The sequence below is a fragment of the Flavobacterium bizetiae genome (genome assembly GCF_902804475.1).
Classification (GTDB): Bacteria; Bacteroidota; Bacteroidia; order Flavobacteriales; family Flavobacteriaceae; genus Flavobacterium; species Flavobacterium bizetiae.
Genome location: NZ_CADCSU010000150.1, coordinates 30,970 through 46,922 on the forward strand (window position 1 = coordinate 30,970; position 15,953 = coordinate 46,922).

A 15,953-nucleotide genomic window follows, 5' to 3' on the forward strand; every position below is an offset into this window, starting at 1 on the left:
TTCCTTAAGAAGGAAGAAATAAAAAAATAAAAAAAACTCCAGAGTTTATTGACTTTGGAGGGTTTTTAAATTTTGAAATATTTTTATTTTTTTGACTAACTGAATAGCCTCTATTACATTCTTATTTTCCACTTTTGTTAAAATTGTAAACATTACACGTCTACTTTTTAACTTTATATAACAAATTTTAAAATATTTATAGGTATTTTCTAATATTTTTTAATATTTTTGAAAACCAAAAACGAAACCAAAACCAAAACCTTAAATATTTAATCTTTTGAAAAAACTTCAAAAAGAACTTCTTTTTATAATTCTACTTGGATTATTTCTAAACACACCAAAAATTTTCAGCCAAAATAACAATGAAGTTTTAACTTACAATTGGTTTGACAAAAATCTTGGTATAGAATCTCTGAATTTCAATAATGGGAGCGGACATTTAAATTTTGACAGAACAATAAATGATCATCATCGTTATTATAATACCAACGAATTCAAGAATGGCAATATCACGTACGAAGGTCAAAACTACTATAATATAGACCTACAATATGATATATTCAATGATCAGCTAATCGTTAGACCTTACACTGAATCATATTATATACAGATCAATCTTATTAAAGAAAAAGTTGATTCTTTTAAAATTGACAATGAGAAATTCGTCAATTTAAAGGATATACCTGCCTCCTTTAAATCTGGTTATTATGAAGAAGTAATAGTTGGAAATAGTAATATTGCCTTATACATAAAACATTCTAAAGCTCAAGAAAAAGTCATAAAAGACTATTCAGTTTTCGTTGATTACAAACCTCATTTTGACTATTTACTATTAAAAGATAATAAACTCACCTTGATTAATAATAAAACAGAAATTGTTAAATTATATCCGGATCAAAAAAGAAAAATAAATGATTTCTTTCTTATGAACAAGGATTTAAAAAAGACCAATCAGGTGTTATTTATGAAAAATCTAATAAAATACATTAACAATTTCTAGAAAATAATTAAATGAGAATTTTTACTATTATTTTACTTTTTTTGGGTTTAAATCAGTTAATGTATTCACAAGATTCGAAGCCAACAATTAGCATTACTTACAGCAACATTAATCAAATCGAAGTTTTAAAAAAAATTGAAGCTTCGACAAATTACAAATTTTACTTTCAAGAAGAGTGGTTTGATAAGACTGTTTTAATTTCTGGCAGCTTCCAGAATAAAACATTAGACGAAGTATTGTCTAAAATATTCAAAGACACTGATCTTAATTTTTTTGTAGATAAAAATAAAATCATCTTCACTAAAAACAGTGTTATATACAATAAATATCCTGTAAAAGGCACTACTGATCCCAGAAATATACAAACTCCTGTATTCTTTCAGCAATATGATTCAATTAATAAAAATGCATCAAATGTAAAAGATAATCAGATTGCATTAATTGGTAAAGAGCAAGTAGAAGAAACTGAAGTAGAGTTTTATACTTTATCTGGTAATATAACAGACATGAAGGATAATAAACCTCTTGCTGATGTAAACGTAAAAGTAAAAAACACAAAAATCAGTGCAACAACTGATGCTTCAGGATTTTATAGTTTAAAACTTCCTACCGGTATCAATACTATCGAAGTTGAATCTTTAATTTATAAAAACACTTCGAGAAAAATAATGATTTACAGTAATGGAACTTTAGATTTTTCTATTATTGAAAAGATAAACCATCTGGATGAAGTTGTAGTAAAAGGTAAAAACAGCCAAAATATCAGAACAGCAATTACCGGAGTTACAACACTTGAAGCAGAAGGTTTAAAAAATATTCCGGTTGTTCTTGGCGAACGTGACATCTTGAAAGTCGCTCTAACAATTCCAGGAATAAAAACAGCTGGAGAAGGTTCATCAGGATTTAGTGTTCGTGGAGGAAAAGAAGATCAAAACTTAGTTCTGTTAGACAATGCAACTCTTTATAACCCTACTCACTTATTTGGATTCTTTTCATCCATTAATCCTTATACTATAAACAAAGTAGATATTTACAAAGGAGGGATTCCAACTGAATTTGGAGGAAGACTATCTTCTGTATTTGACATCACTTCTAAAAATGGAAATGTAGACAAAATTACTGGAGAAGGTGGAATTGGACCTGTAACGAGTAATTTAACAGCTTCAATTCCTGTTGTAAAAGGAAAAGCAAGTTTACTTGTGGGAGGAAGAGCAACTTATTCTGACTGGATTCTAAAATCATTAGACGACGAAAATCTTAAAAATAGTAAAGCTTCTTTTTATGATTTATTTGCAAAATACAATCATAAAATAAATCAAAACAATTCAGTTGAAGGAACTGTCTATTATAGTAAAGATGCTTATAATATCACACCTGATTCTTTGTATAAATACAGTAACAGACTTATTTCTTTGAAATGGAAGCATAATTTCAGCGAAAAAACAAACAGCGAATTAAATGTAACTAATAGTGAATATAAGTTTAATATTAATTACGATTCCGCTAACCCCGAATCTTTTATCTTTAAATATAAGATAGACGAAACTCAGGCCAGTGTAAAATTTAATACTTCGTTCAACGCAAAACATAAATTTACTTACGGAATTCAAACTAAACTTTACAAGGTTAATCCTGGAGAGATGACACCAAACGGATCATCTTCTTTGATAATTCCAATAAAAGTTGACAACGAAAAAGGATTAGAATCTGCGGTTTATTTCTCAGATAAATTTCAAATTACAGACAAATTATTACTTGATATCGGTGCAAGATATTCATTGTATGCCGCTTTAGGAGAATCTACTCAAAAAATATATCAGGAAAATGTGCCTTTAACTCCATCGACAGTTATTGAAGAAAGAAATTATGGCAATAATGAAGTTATAAATACTTCAGGAGGTTTCGAGCCCAGAATTGGATTACGTTATATCATTGATCCGTCATTTTTTATTAAAGCAGGTTTCGATAAAAACTTTCAATATATTCACTTATTATCAAACAACTCTACTCAAGCTCCAACAGATACCTGGAAATTATCTGACTTAAACGTAAAACCAGAAAGTGGATTGCAATACTCATTAGGTCTGTTTAAAAAATTAGACGATCAGGATATTGAATTAAGTTTAGAAGGATATTATAAAACATCTAAAAACATACTTGATTATAAAGTTGGTGCAAATATTATATTAAACCAGGATTTAGAAACCGAATTACTTCAAGGAGACGGAAAAGCATACGGAGTAGAATTTTTATTAAAGAAGCCAAACGGTAAACTAAATGGATGGATTGGCTACACTTATGCAAGGACTTTTATAAAATTAGACAGTAAGTTTTATGACGAAAAAGTAAATAATGGAGATTTTTTTCCTGCAAATTTTGACAAACCCCACGATCTTAGCATTGTGATGAATTATAAATTTACCCATAGATATAGTTTTTCAACTAATTTTGTATATCAAACCGGAAGACCAGTAACTTACCCTATTGGTAAATATAATTTCAATGGGGCAGAATATACATTATATAGCGACCGAAACAAATACAGAATACCGGATTACTATAGATTAGACATTGGCTTAAACATTGAAGGAAATCATAAAATAAAAAAATTAGCACATAGTTTTTGGAATATTTCAATTTATAATGTGTTAGGACGAAACAATCCATACTCTGTCTTTTTTGTAACAGAAGAAGGAAAAATTAAAGCCTACAAAACGTCAATTTTTGCAGTTCCAATACCAACTATTACTTATAATTTTAAATTTTAAAGAGTTATGAAAAAAATCTTATACTATAGATTTCTTATAACGATATTGCTGGCATCAGTTTTTGGATGCACAACTCCGTATAACTATCAGGCTAATGGTTTTGAGGATGTTATAGTTATTGCAGCAACCATCACGAATGAATATAAATTTCAGGAAATAAAAATATCAAGAACATATACTCTGGAAGAAAGCGCTCCTAAATTTGAAACTGAAGCTGTTGTATATGTGACTGACGACGCAAACAATAGATATGAATTTGAAGAAGGTGACAACTCATATATTTCTGCAACACAATTTCAGGCAAGCCCGGAAAGACAATATCAATTGCATGTACTAACCAAAAATGGAAAATCATACGTTTCTTCTATTGAAAAATTAACTACGCAAACACCACTTGAAAGTATTGAGGCTAAAGCAGTAACCAGGAATAATGTTTTGGGCGTAGAAATAACTGCCAATAGCAGCGATCCAACAAATACATCTAAATATTACAGATACGAATACGAAGAAACATCTCAAATTATTGCTCCAAGATGGTTTCCACAGAAAGCTGTTGCCAACATGTTTCCTGCAGGATCTAAACCTAAAGGTGAAATCATTTTTGCAGACAGAACTACAGAAGCCAGAGTTTGTTTCTCAAGTCAAAAATCAAACACTATACTTTTAACAAGTACGAATAATTTATCTTCAGACAAGGTGGTAAATTTTCCTGTAAGATTTATTAGCAGTACAGATAATTATATTAGAAACAGATACAGTATTCTTGTAAAACAGTATGTACAAAGCCTTGCTTCATATACGTACTACGAAACATTAAAAAGTATATCAAGTTCCGGAAGCTTACTCTCACAGACACAACCTGGATTTTTCTCCGGAAACATTAAATCTGTTGATAATCCGCGAGAAAAGGTCATTGGTTTTTTTGATGTAAGTTCATATTCAGAAAAAAGATTGTTTTTTAATTTCATTGATATTTTTCCAAAAGAAAAAATTCCGGAATATCAGTATCACTGTCCTGATGAAAATCAAATTATTAAAGAGGCACCTCTCCTGTATTTTTATAACTATTGCTTTATTGACGATCCTCTTCTTTGTCAAGGAAATGAAATTCTTGATCTCATTAGTACAAACAGCAAAGTCTACTACCCGAGTAAACCAACAGTCTACATATTGTATCCTGTTGCATGCGGAGATTGCACAGCTTTTTCATCAAATATAAAACCATCATTTTGGATAGATTAAAACATATATTAGTCGTAATATTATTATTGAGTTGTAAGCAAATCATCTTTGCTCAAAATAATAATTCTTCAATTGAACTGAATGAAGTTGATACAAATATTAACGAAAGTGTTTATATAAGTACCAATAGTAACTCATTTTTAACTGGAGAAACCTTATTATATAACATTTCGTGCCTAAATAAAACAACAAATTTACCAAGTAAATATAGCAAGGTTGCTTATTTTAAGCTTATCGACAGCAACAAAAAAATAATTACAACACAGAAAATATTTCTTAAAAACGGAACTGGAAATGGTGATTTTTTTATCCCTACCACTTTAGAAACTGGTACATATAAAATAATAGGATATACTAACTGGATCCTCAATAAAAATATTGATAATTATTTTATCACTGATATTTATATATTGAATCCTTATAAAGAAAATAATGTAGTAACGACAAGTCAAAATGAAGTATCGATTTCAGAACCAACAATTGACAGCAATATCTCATTTCATTTTAATAGTAAGGTATTAGCGAATCGCCAGAAAGCTGAATTAAGCATTAAAACTGCTAATGACGATTTCTTAAAAGGAAACTATACAATATCTGTCAGAAAATCGGATGGTTTTTCGGTTCAGAATAAAGTATTATTTAACGATTATAAATTAGTCAATCAAAACAAAATTCCGAACAATACTATTAATTCTTCTGATTTTCTTCTTCCGGAATTGAGAGGAGAAATTATTAAGGGAAGAATAAAATCTAATTTTGGAGAAATAAACAACAGGAAAGTAGCTTTATCAATTGTTGGGAAAAATTATGATCTAAAAATAGCCAAAACAGATGAGCAAGGGCGATTTACTTTTAATTTAGAAAAAGCAAATACAAACCCCAATATTGTAATTCAGGTACTTGGAGAAAATAAAGGAAATTATACTATAGAAATTAACGAGCCTAAGGAAACGGACTTTTCTTCATTAGTATTTCCTGCTCTTCAATTAAATTCAGAATCAAATAAAAACATTACTGAAAGATTAATTTCTAGTCAAATAGAAAATGCATATTATAACACAAAAAAGGATAGTATAATTACTACTGATAAATTTGTTCCATTTTTTGGCACTTCAACTATACAGTATAAATTTGATGATTTCACCAGATTTCCCACAATGGAAGAAACCATTACCGAAATTATAACTGGTGTAGTTTTTAGAAAAGAGAAAGATAATTATAGTTTACTGATTAATGATTATGATAAAAATTTCAACTCAACATTACCTCCTTTAGTTGTTGTTGACGGATTGATACTTGAAAATTTGAATGATTTTTTCAAATACAATCCTAGAAATCTTTATAGTGTAAATGTTGTAAAAGGTCTTTACTACTATGAAGCAAAGTCATTTAACGGATTACTTTTTTTCACAACAAAGAACGGAGATTATGAAACAAACCTTAATGGAAGTTACATAATAAAGCCGCAGCTTTTACGACCAGTAGCTAACAAAAGATATTTTCAGCCTGATTATACTCAAGATAAAAATACAAGAATTCCTGACTACAGACATCAACTTTTATGGTTGCCAAATGCTGATTTAAGTACAATTAACTCAAATGTTCAATTTTACACATCAGATGTTTCAGGTAAATTTGAAGTAACTTTAGAAGGATTTTCAGCAACAGGAAAGCCAGTTTATGTAAAAGAAATTATTGATGTAAAAAGTACAGATTCGAACTAAACAACAGTAAGATTAATAAATTTTTCATCAAAGTATATTTATCAGAGCCCAGATTCAAAATTCATTTGAATCTGGGCTCTGATATTTTTAGAATATTTTACCACGGACTAATTCCGGTTGCATCTTCTATATCATTACTATAAAATTGTCCTGTAGGTGCATCTTCATTAGTAAACGTATGTTTTATAATAAAAGCTGCCGCGCTTTCTACTGAACCTGGACCGCTATGATGGTTAAAATCTGTAGCTGTATAACCCGGATCAATCGCATTTACTTTAAAAGGTAAATCTCTCAACTCATAGGCCAACGTAATAGTATATGCATTCAAAGCCGCTTTTGATGTAACATAACTTGCTGCTTTAAAGTTATAATATTTCCAGGCAGGATCGCTGTGTAAGGTCAGAGATCCAAGTCCCGAGGTGATATTACTAATTCTTGGCGTTTCTGATTTTTTAAGCAATTCTAAAAAAGCTTGCGTAACACTTATTACACCAAAAAAATTAGTATCAAACACATTTTGAATATCTTTAATCGATGTGTCTAAAGCACTTTGCGGAAACTCTCCACTTATTCCTGCGTTGTTGATCAGGATATCTAATTTTCCTTTTTCACTTTCTACAATATTTTTAGCCGCTAAAATGGTATCCGGCTTTGTAACATCAATTTGAATTGCTTTGATATTTTCAAATCCGCTTTTGTTTAATTCTTTTACTACTGCCTGCCCTTTTTCAAGATCACGGGTTCCTAAATAAACGAATAATCCTTTTTTAGAAAACTCTTTTACCAGTTCTAAACCAATACTTCTATTTGCTCCTGTAATTAATACTGAATTCATTTTTTTCTTGTTTTAAATTATTGAAGCAAAGGTCATTCGTTTAAAAACAAAATCATTTGCCATTTGACAAAAAGCGATTTAACATATGTTTTTTCTAATTCTGCTCAAAGAAGATTGTGTAATTCCTAAATAAGAAGCGACATAAGATAAAGGAATACGGTTGATCACATTAGGATAAATTTTTAAAAACATCAAATAACGCGTGGTTGCATCTTCTGAAACCAGCGGACTTCTTCTTTCTACTTTTTGCCTCAATGCTTTTGAAATAATTTTATGCACGATAGCATCCCATCCCACAATAGTATCTAAAAGTTCTCTCCAGTCTTGTTTAGAAAAAACCAAAAGTTTGCAATCGGTTATAGCCTGTACATAGGCATTAGAACAAATTTCATTATCGAAACTTTCCATATCAACGACCAGATTATTTTCATCAATAAAATATTTGGTAATTTCCTCGCCTTTGTTGTTGTAATAACAAACGCGTATCACTCCGTCTAAAACAAAACCTACTTGCTGCGCAATTTTTCCAGCTTCTGAAAAATATTCATCTTTTCGAAGATTTAATTCGGTTGCTTTTTTCGTAATTAAATCAATTTGTTGCTGATTTAAATTACCAAACTGCAATATGTATTCTATAAATTCTTTCATAGAGGCAAGTTAGTCAAAGTTATCAGGGCAGAATTTGTCATTTGGCAAAAAATTAAACTTCTTAAAATCAGTTTTAAAATAATTTTTCTGTCTCAGATAAAAATTCTTCGGTAGCTTTTTCAATATCAATATTCATTCTTTCTGCTAAAACAGTAAGCCACCAAATTGATTCTCCAATTTTATGTTTCAATTCTTGTTCTGTATTTGCTTTTGGCCATCGCCCTTGTTGCGACATTACGTGACGCCCTACTAAACCGGCATCTGTTAAAAAAGCCAATGCATCCTCCTCTATAGTCCATTCACTTCCGTGATGCGTCAATTCTAATTCATGATAACGCTTTCTTATTTTTAAAGAACGTTCTTTTAATTGTTCAAAATTTATTGATGCCATAATTTAATTTTTATTAAATGATTCTTTAAATGCGACCGGACTTAAATTAGTTTTCTTTTTAAATAATTTATTGAATGATTGCGGATGCTCAAATCCTAATTTGTATCCAATTTCTGCAACTGAGTACGTACCGTTTGCAATATATTCTTTTGCTTTCTCTATTAATTTATCATGAATAAACTGCTGTGTGTTTTGACCACTAAGATTCCGTAATAAATCGCTCAGATATCTTGGTGATAAATTTAATCGCTCTGCTAAAAATTGTACAGTCAGTACACCATTTATTAATGTTTTTTCCTGATCAAAATAATCATTTATTTCAACTTCTAACTTAGCCAATACATCATGATTGACTGCTTTACGCGTAATAAACTGCCTGTTATAAAAACGATTACTATAATTGAGTAAAAGCTCTATTTGAGATATAATAACATCCTGACTAAAATTATCTATTCTTTCGTTAAGTTCATTTTGGATAGAAGCAAAAACACCTAAAATAGTTTCCTTTTCTTTCTCTGATAAGTACAAAGCTTCAGAAGCCGAATAATTAAAAAATCCATATTTTTTAATTATAGTATTTAAAGAATACGGACGAATAAAATCAGGATGAATATGCAATGACATCCCGCTATAATCTGCTTCTTCATCCTGCATTCTCAATATTTGTCCGGGAGAAACAAAAGACATTCCTCCTTCTTCAAAATCATAAAAACCCTGACCATACCTTAGTTTACCCTTAAAAATAGTTTTAAAAGAAATTTTATAAAAATCTAAAATAATTCCTTGTTCAAAATCCTTCGGATCAAAAATGGCTTCTCCATAATTCAGAATACTAATAAGCGGATGCATTGGTTTAGGTTGCCCCATAGCAATATGCAGTTCAGATATTGTATTGAATATTTTTGGCTGATTTTTCATTATTGCTGTTTTTTTACTATGCCCGACCTTATTTTTTTTACTTTTCCAAATTTACAAAATGTTCTATGGGCGCAATATTCCAGCTTACGGTACTTTGATCAATTAGATCATGAACAGCAGAATTACTTAGTTCATGCATCAATTTATGCATAGCATTTGTACCATCTTCGGCATTTTCCCATATAAGCAGATCATGCACAATATTTTTCTTTAATTCAAAAATACTTCTGGAAACAAATCCTTTTTGCTGTTTTAAAAATTCATCAACTTCTTTATTAGCCGTAATAAATTGCTGAATGGTGCAGTTATTTAATTTAAAGGTAGTAAGTTCTATAGCCTGATTTTTCATTCTTATTTAAAATTTTAAAAAGTAAAATTTGTTCTAATATTCTGAACCTGAGTTTCGGCGCTGTATTTTATTCGTTCATCATATAATAAATTCGCATCATTTCCTGCAATGTATCGCAATTGATTCTTATTATCCGTAGCAGATTGAAAAACAATTTCAGCAATATCTTCCACTTTCGTGTAATTACTTAATTTTTCGGCACTATAACCTTTACTTACTTCCGCAGTCAATTTTTCATAAGCATCATGTTGGCCTAACTCCATAGATCGAACAGCAAAATCAGTCTGCATTCCGCCCGGTGCAATAATTTTAACCTGTATCCCAAATTGAGCCAGCTCGTAAGCCATACTTTCTGAAAAACCATCGATAGCAAATTTTGTTGCACTATAAACAGAACACATCGGATATCCTATCAAACCAAAAGTAGAAGTAATATTAATAAACATACCGCTCTTTCTTTCACGAAAGTGAGAAGTAAAAGCTTTTGAAACTCTTATAACACCAAGCAAATTTGTTGTTATCTGACGCTGAATTTGTTCATCATCTAATGATTCTAATACCCCTATTAGTCCATATCCCGCATTATTCATGACAACATCTACATCATATAAATGAGTAACTTCTTCAATAACTGAGATGATCTGATCCTGCTGGGTTACATCCAAAGGAAGTAGAATTACATCGTTGAGTTTATTTAATTCCGTTTCATTTTCAGGATTTCGCATTGTAGCAATTACACGCCAACCTTTACTCTGAAATAATTTTGCCGCTGATTTTCCTAAACCTGATGAAGCTCCTGTGATAAAAATTGTCTTTTGCATTTTTTTATATGTTTTAAAATTCTAATACAAAAGTCGAAAGAAACGTTACGGCCAATGTAGTCGTTTTGATGTTTCTATTAGCCAAAATGACAAAAGAAGACAATTGATATTTACATCCCAATAAAACAGTTGAATGTAAAAAACAAAAAAGACCAAGCTTAATTAAGTAAAAATACGTATAATTGCAAATAAAAAATACGTATTTAAAAGTGCAGAGGATTTAAAAAAATCCTCATTAATCAAAATAATATTTACAATCAAATCTATATTATTTTAATATCTTTATAATAATCAATACTTTATAAAACAAAATTATATCCTGATAGTTTGAAGCATAACATTCAATATTCATTTCAAAACATACTGAATTAAATATCAAAACAACCAAAATCAACACTATTAACCATCAGTATTCATTTAAAAACATACTGATTAAAATTTCAACTATGAAAATAAAAATTATAGCATTTTTGTTATTACCGTTTATTGCGATGAGTCAGCAAAAAAATCAGAGTCAGGTAGATTCTGTTAAGACATCGAATGTATTTGAGTTGGGAGAAGTTATAATAACCAATCATAAAAACAAGGATACGCTGAACAGAGTCACTTCAAAAAAGATGGAATCCCAAAACAAAATGGAAGTTTCGAAAGCCCTAAATATGCTTCCCGGAATAACCTTAACCGCTTCCGGCCCACGAAATGAATCGATGGTTGCGGTACGCGGTTTCGATCTTAGACAAGTTCCGGTTTATATGGACGGAATTCCGGTTTATGTTCCTTATGATGGTTATGTAGATCTGGCACGTTTTACCACTTTCGATCTTGCCGCGGTCGATGTTTCAAAAGGTTTCTCATCTGTTCTTTACGGACCAAATTCACTAGGTGGCGCTATAAATTTAATATCAAGAAAACCTTCAGAAAAACTGGAATACGATGGATCTCTGGGAATGATAAATACAAACGGCTATAAGGCAAACATTAATATTGGTACAAATTTGGGGAAATTTTATGTTCAGGGTGGCTACTCGTATTTTGACAGAGATTCTTTTAGAATGTCATCCAATTTTGTTTCTACCAAAAATGAAGATGGCGGACAACGCGATAATTCGTATCGAAAAGATCAAAAAATTAGTTTTAAAATTGGATGGACACCCACTGAAAAAAGTGAATATGCAATTGGATACATCAATCAGATAGGCGAAAAAGGAAATCCCGTTTATACCGGAAATGATACACAAAATCCGCTATATTCAAAACCACGATATTGGCAATGGCCAGAATGGAACAAAGAAAGTTACTATTTTATTTCTAACTCTAATATAGACGACAAAAACAGTTTTAAAACCAGAATTTATTTTGATCGATTCAAAAACAACCTTGAAAGTTACGATGATAATACCTATTCTACACAAACCAAAGCCTATGCTTTTGAGAGTATTTATGATGACTATACGTACGGGGGAAATGTTGAATATAATACGAAGCTAATTCCAAAAAATGATTTAAAAATTGCTTTTCATTTTAAAGAAGATGTACATCGCGAGAACAATTTTGGAGAGCCCGTTCGTCATTTTGTAGATAATACAATTCTGGTAGGTATTGAAGACATTTATAAAATATCACAAAAATTAACCTTAATTCCAGGTGTAAGCTATAACATTCGAAAAAATAAAGAAGCGCAGGATTATAATGCGACTACCAAAGTCATCTCAGATTATCCTGCCGCAGATGCAAGTGACGCCTACAACGCGCAAATTGGGTTATTTTATCAATTGAATGATCACAATAAATTAGGTGCTACAGTTTCAGAAAAAACAAGATTTGCTACCATAAAAGATCGATATTCCTATCGAATGGGAACAGCTATACCAAATCCGGATCTAAAACCTGAAAAAGCAACAAATTATGAAATCAATTATACTGTAAACGCCTTTCAAAGACTAACGTTTCAAACCGCAATATTTTATAGTTCCTTAAGTGATGCTATTTTAAACGTTAGTAATGTAGTTCCAGGAAAATCGCAAATGCAAAACTTTGGTAAGGCAGAATACAGAGGTATCGAAGCACAAGTAAATTATGAGATATTAAATAATTTATCAGTTAATTTTAATTACACTTATCTCGAAAGAAAAAACATAACAGATCCTTCGATTCATTTTACCGACGTCCCAAACACAAAAGCAATGGGAACTTTAGAATATCAACCTATAAAACTATTAAAGTTAATAGCCAATTCCGAATTTAATTCTTCACGCTTTAGTACAAGTTATGGCGCCAGAGTTCCGGATTACACACTTTTAAATCTTTACGGATCAGCCAAGGCATTTAAAAACTTTAGTCTTGATGCCGGAATCAACAACATCTTCGATAAAAATTACAGTCTTGTAGAAGGTTATCCTGAAGAAGGGCGTAATTTTTTCGTAACCCTACGTTTTTTTAGTTCTAATTAATTATATAACCATACCAATATGAAAACAAAAACTTATCTATTTGCTCTTTTTATTGCTCTAACTTTTACGATGTGCAATACTTCTAAAAAAGAAGATGTCGACCAAACAGAAAAAACACCAAAAGTCAAAGAAAGTGACGAACATATCGCTTTATCACCAGCTGATAGTTTAAAACTGGTAAATCATCAAATTGAGATAAAAGGCGAAGTAGAATTTCCGCTTCAACTAACCGTAGATTCTCTCCGAAAAATGAAAGTTGTTGACATTAATAATCTAAAAATTGTTTGCCAAAGTGGTGCTGTAAAAAAAGACGATAAAACTTCGAAAGGTGTATTACTAAAAGATATTTTAGAGAAAGCCAAAATCAAACAAAACGGACATAAAGATCGAAACTTTTACATCGTAGCCAGAGCTTCCGACGATTATAAAGCAACTTTCTCATGGGCTGAGATTTTCAATAATCCAACAGGAGAAAATACCTATGTCCTGTTTGAAGAAAATGGAAAACCGGTTAAAAACGGAGAAATGATTTTAATTTGTGGTAATGATATCAAAACAGGACCACGACATGTTTATTGGCTCAAAACAATTGAAGTCTATAAAGTAAAATAATTTTATAAAATCTATTAAGAAACTCCATTACTGCTAATGGAGTTTTCTAATCTATATTTCCTTTTATAATTCCTCTTTTAGATTCCTTAATAAAATTCAGAACATTATCACGTTCTATTGTTCGTTGAAAATTTTCTTCAATAAGATTTAAAGCATGAGTTGTATTTCGTTTTTCCTGAAAAATAATTCGGTAAATATCTTTCAACTCACTAATCTTATTTACCTCAAAGCCCCTTCTTTTTAATCCAATTGTATTTAAGCCACAATAAGACAAAGGTTCTCGTGAAGCTAATACATAAGGAGGAACATCTTTTACAATACGACTCATTCCGCTAATCATAGCATGTTCCCCAATGAGTGAAAACTGATGAATCGCCGACAACCCACTAATATTGGCCCAATCTCTCATAATTACTTCACCGGCAATACCAACATTAAAACCAATAATACAGTTATTACCAATCAAACAATCATGACCAATATGAGTATTAGCCATAATTAGCGTGCTATCTCCAATTATAGTTTTACCTTTTGATGCAGTGCCTTTATTGATTGTAACAAACTCCCGAATAATAGTATTGTTTCCAATCTCCAGTAAAGTATATTCGCCTTTGTATTTTAAGTCCTGAGGAATTCCACCCAAAACCGCTCCCGAATGTATTTGACAATTTTCTCCAATCCTTGTACCACTTAAAATATTCACGTTACTACCTATCCAACTATTATCTCCAATTACTACATCATTTTCAATAGTCGAAAAATTCCCAATGTGCACATTCGTTCCAATTATAGCCTTTGGACTAATTATACTGTTTCTCAATTCATGTTATTTTGAAATGCAAATATTGAAAAGAAATACATTCTATTTATTGACCTAAAGTCAAGTAATTTGAGCCCTAATCCTGCTCAAGGTTTCAGGACTTACACCAATTAGAGATGCGATATCCTTTAATTTAGCTTTTAGAATGATCTGAGGTAAAGAATTTAATAAGTATAAATATTTTTCCTGAGCATTCATTGGATTATAAAAATGATGAAATTCATTTAATTTAGAAAGATAAACTCGCAACAGTTTTATATGAAACTTAGAAAATAAAGGATATTCTAATAAAATTTGTTCGTCCTGAAAAGAAAGTGAGTATACAATTGTTTCTTCTGAAGCCTGAAAACTTTCAAAAGAAGGTTTCTGCTCAAAAAAACTACTCAACGAAGTAACAAATTGATTATCGGTATAAATCCATTTTGTAACCTCTATTCCATCTTCAACACAAAACCTGCGCACCAAACCTGATTTTATAAAATAGATTTTAGAACAAATTTTACCCTCAGTAATGATAAAATCACCCCTTTGAAATTTTTCTTCAACAAAATATTTTCGTACCGCTTGTTCAGTTTCTAAATCCAACTCCTGAAAACTATTTATTACCCTTAATAACTCAGTCATAATTCAAACTATTGCTTAAACAAATTTATCAATATAATTGAGAATGAATTCTAAAAAAACATGACAAGAAAACAATTAGAAAATCGCAAAACAAAAGATTTAAGCCCTTTTATTTTTTCCACCATGAATCAAGTCATAAAACATATTACAAAAGCTAAAACACAAAATAAAACAACAAATAGTAAATATATAAGTATAATTATTTGGGCGTTTCCCTGCGGGCCGGGCTGTCCGCTAAATCTTTTGCGAGAGAGGTTGTAGGGCAAGGCTCCGCCAGAAGTTTAGTGTTTCGCAAAAGGATACCGCTTCCATCCCTAACACGACCTCGTGCAAATAAGAGATTATTTCTTACCACAAATTCCAATTCCCAGATTTGGGATAAAATTCCAAATCCCAAGTATTAAAAAGATTCTTATCACATATTTTAGATTAAATCACAATAAATAACCATACAGCTTTGCGAACTTTATTAATTACAAGAGTAATAAAAAAATTCATTGCGTTCTTTGTGGTTAAATACAAAAGTATTCCCCCACGAAAACTTCAAAATTGATCCATTAGAAGAATAAAAACAATTGCGTTCTTTGCGGTTAAACAATTCAAAAGTGTTATAAAACAAAAAATCCTCATCAAATAAATGATGAGGATTCTTAAAAGAAAGGCGACGACATACTCTCCCACATAACTGCAGTACCATCTGCGCAGGCGGGCTTAACTACTCTGTTCGGGATGGGAAGAGGTGAGCCCCGCC

The 15,953-nt window shown here is 30.8% G+C and carries 14 protein-coding genes and 1 rRNA gene; 6 read left to right on the top strand and 9 right to left on the bottom strand.

Annotated features, from left to right (window positions below):
• Window positions 1-277 precede the first annotated feature (277 nt).
• Genes FLACOL7796_RS20215 through FLACOL7796_RS20230 form a run of 4 tightly spaced genes read left to right on the top strand, consistent with a single transcriptional unit; the run spans window position 278 to window position 6,734 of the window.
• On the top strand, window positions 278-1,000 hold the full coding sequence (locus FLACOL7796_RS20215) for a hypothetical protein (protein WP_173972603.1): 723 nt from the start codon (window positions 278-280) through the stop codon (window positions 998-1,000).
• Window positions 1,001-1,011: 11 nt separating this feature from the next.
• Window positions 1,012-3,768: a TonB-dependent receptor gene (locus FLACOL7796_RS20220; protein WP_173972604.1), complete on the top strand. Its 2,757-nt coding sequence runs from the start codon at window positions 1,012-1,014 to the stop codon at window positions 3,766-3,768.
• Window positions 3,769-3,774: 6 nt separating this feature from the next.
• Window positions 3,775-5,010, top strand: a complete 1,236-nt coding sequence (locus FLACOL7796_RS20225; RefSeq protein WP_173972605.1) for a DUF4249 domain-containing protein — start codon at window positions 3,775-3,777, stop codon at window positions 5,008-5,010.
• A complete protein-coding gene (locus FLACOL7796_RS20230) occupies window positions 4,998-6,734 on the top strand; it encodes a hypothetical protein (protein ID WP_173972606.1) in 1,737 nt (578 codons plus the stop codon). Before FLACOL7796_RS20225 ends, FLACOL7796_RS20230 begins: the two co-directional genes overlap by 13 nt.
• 97 nt (window positions 6,735-6,831) lie before the next feature.
• Here FLACOL7796_RS20230 and FLACOL7796_RS20235 read toward each other — a convergent pair whose 3' ends face one another.
• The 6 genes from FLACOL7796_RS20235 to FLACOL7796_RS20260 form a co-directional block, all read right to left on the bottom strand.
• Entirely contained in the window at window positions 6,832-7,569 is a 738-nt protein-coding gene (locus FLACOL7796_RS20235; RefSeq protein ID WP_173972607.1) for an SDR family NAD(P)-dependent oxidoreductase, read from the bottom strand.
• A 78-nt stretch (window positions 7,570-7,647) separates the two neighbouring features.
• A complete protein-coding gene (locus FLACOL7796_RS20240) occupies window positions 7,648-8,217 on the bottom strand; it encodes a Crp/Fnr family transcriptional regulator (protein ID WP_173972608.1) in 570 nt (189 codons plus the stop codon).
• Between the two features lie 73 nt (window positions 8,218-8,290).
• A complete protein-coding gene (locus FLACOL7796_RS20245) occupies window positions 8,291-8,608 on the bottom strand; it encodes a nucleoside triphosphate pyrophosphohydrolase family protein (RefSeq protein ID WP_173972609.1) in 318 nt (105 codons plus the stop codon).
• Window positions 8,609-8,611: 3 nt separating this feature from the next.
• Window positions 8,612-9,526: a helix-turn-helix domain-containing protein gene (locus FLACOL7796_RS20250; RefSeq protein ID WP_173972610.1), complete on the bottom strand. Its 915-nt coding sequence runs from the start codon at window positions 9,524-9,526 to the stop codon at window positions 8,612-8,614.
• A gap of 37 nt (window positions 9,527-9,563) precedes the next feature.
• Window positions 9,564-9,875, bottom strand: coding sequence for a hypothetical protein (locus FLACOL7796_RS20255; protein ID WP_173972611.1), 312 nt, complete (start codon window positions 9,873-9,875; stop codon window positions 9,564-9,566).
• A 14-nt stretch (window positions 9,876-9,889) separates the two neighbouring features.
• The gene (locus tag FLACOL7796_RS20260; RefSeq protein WP_173972612.1) at window positions 9,890-10,696 is read right to left on the bottom strand and encodes an SDR family oxidoreductase; all 807 of its coding nucleotides are present in this window, start codon (window positions 10,694-10,696) and stop codon (window positions 9,890-9,892) included.
• A 446-nt stretch (window positions 10,697-11,142) separates the two neighbouring features.
• Between FLACOL7796_RS20260 and FLACOL7796_RS20265 the strand changes: the two genes are divergently transcribed.
• Window positions 11,143-13,146 carry a TonB-dependent receptor plug domain-containing protein gene (locus FLACOL7796_RS20265; RefSeq protein WP_173972613.1) on the top strand — a complete coding sequence of 668 codons (2,004 nt, stop codon included), beginning with the start codon at window positions 11,143-11,145 and terminating at the stop codon, window positions 13,144-13,146.
• A gap of 18 nt (window positions 13,147-13,164) precedes the next feature.
• Window positions 13,165-13,758: a molybdopterin-dependent oxidoreductase gene (locus FLACOL7796_RS20270; RefSeq protein ID WP_232067417.1), complete on the top strand. Its 594-nt coding sequence runs from the start codon at window positions 13,165-13,167 to the stop codon at window positions 13,756-13,758.
• 46 nt (window positions 13,759-13,804) lie between these two features.
• On the opposite strand, the gene lpxA is transcribed toward FLACOL7796_RS20270, so the two are convergent.
• The 3 genes from lpxA to rrf all read right to left on the bottom strand — a co-directional run.
• Complete coding sequence (gene lpxA, locus FLACOL7796_RS20275; RefSeq protein ID WP_173972614.1) at window positions 13,805-14,578, bottom strand: acyl-ACP--UDP-N-acetylglucosamine O-acyltransferase; 774 nt, start codon at window positions 14,576-14,578, stop codon at window positions 13,805-13,807.
• Between the two features lie 60 nt (window positions 14,579-14,638).
• Window positions 14,639-15,202 carry a Crp/Fnr family transcriptional regulator gene (locus FLACOL7796_RS20280; RefSeq protein WP_173972615.1) on the bottom strand — a complete coding sequence of 188 codons (564 nt, stop codon included), beginning with the start codon at window positions 15,200-15,202 and terminating at the stop codon, window positions 14,639-14,641.
• A gap of 656 nt (window positions 15,203-15,858) precedes the next feature.
• A 5S ribosomal RNA gene (gene rrf, locus FLACOL7796_RS20285) occupies window positions 15,859-15,953 on the bottom strand; the annotation flags it as partial.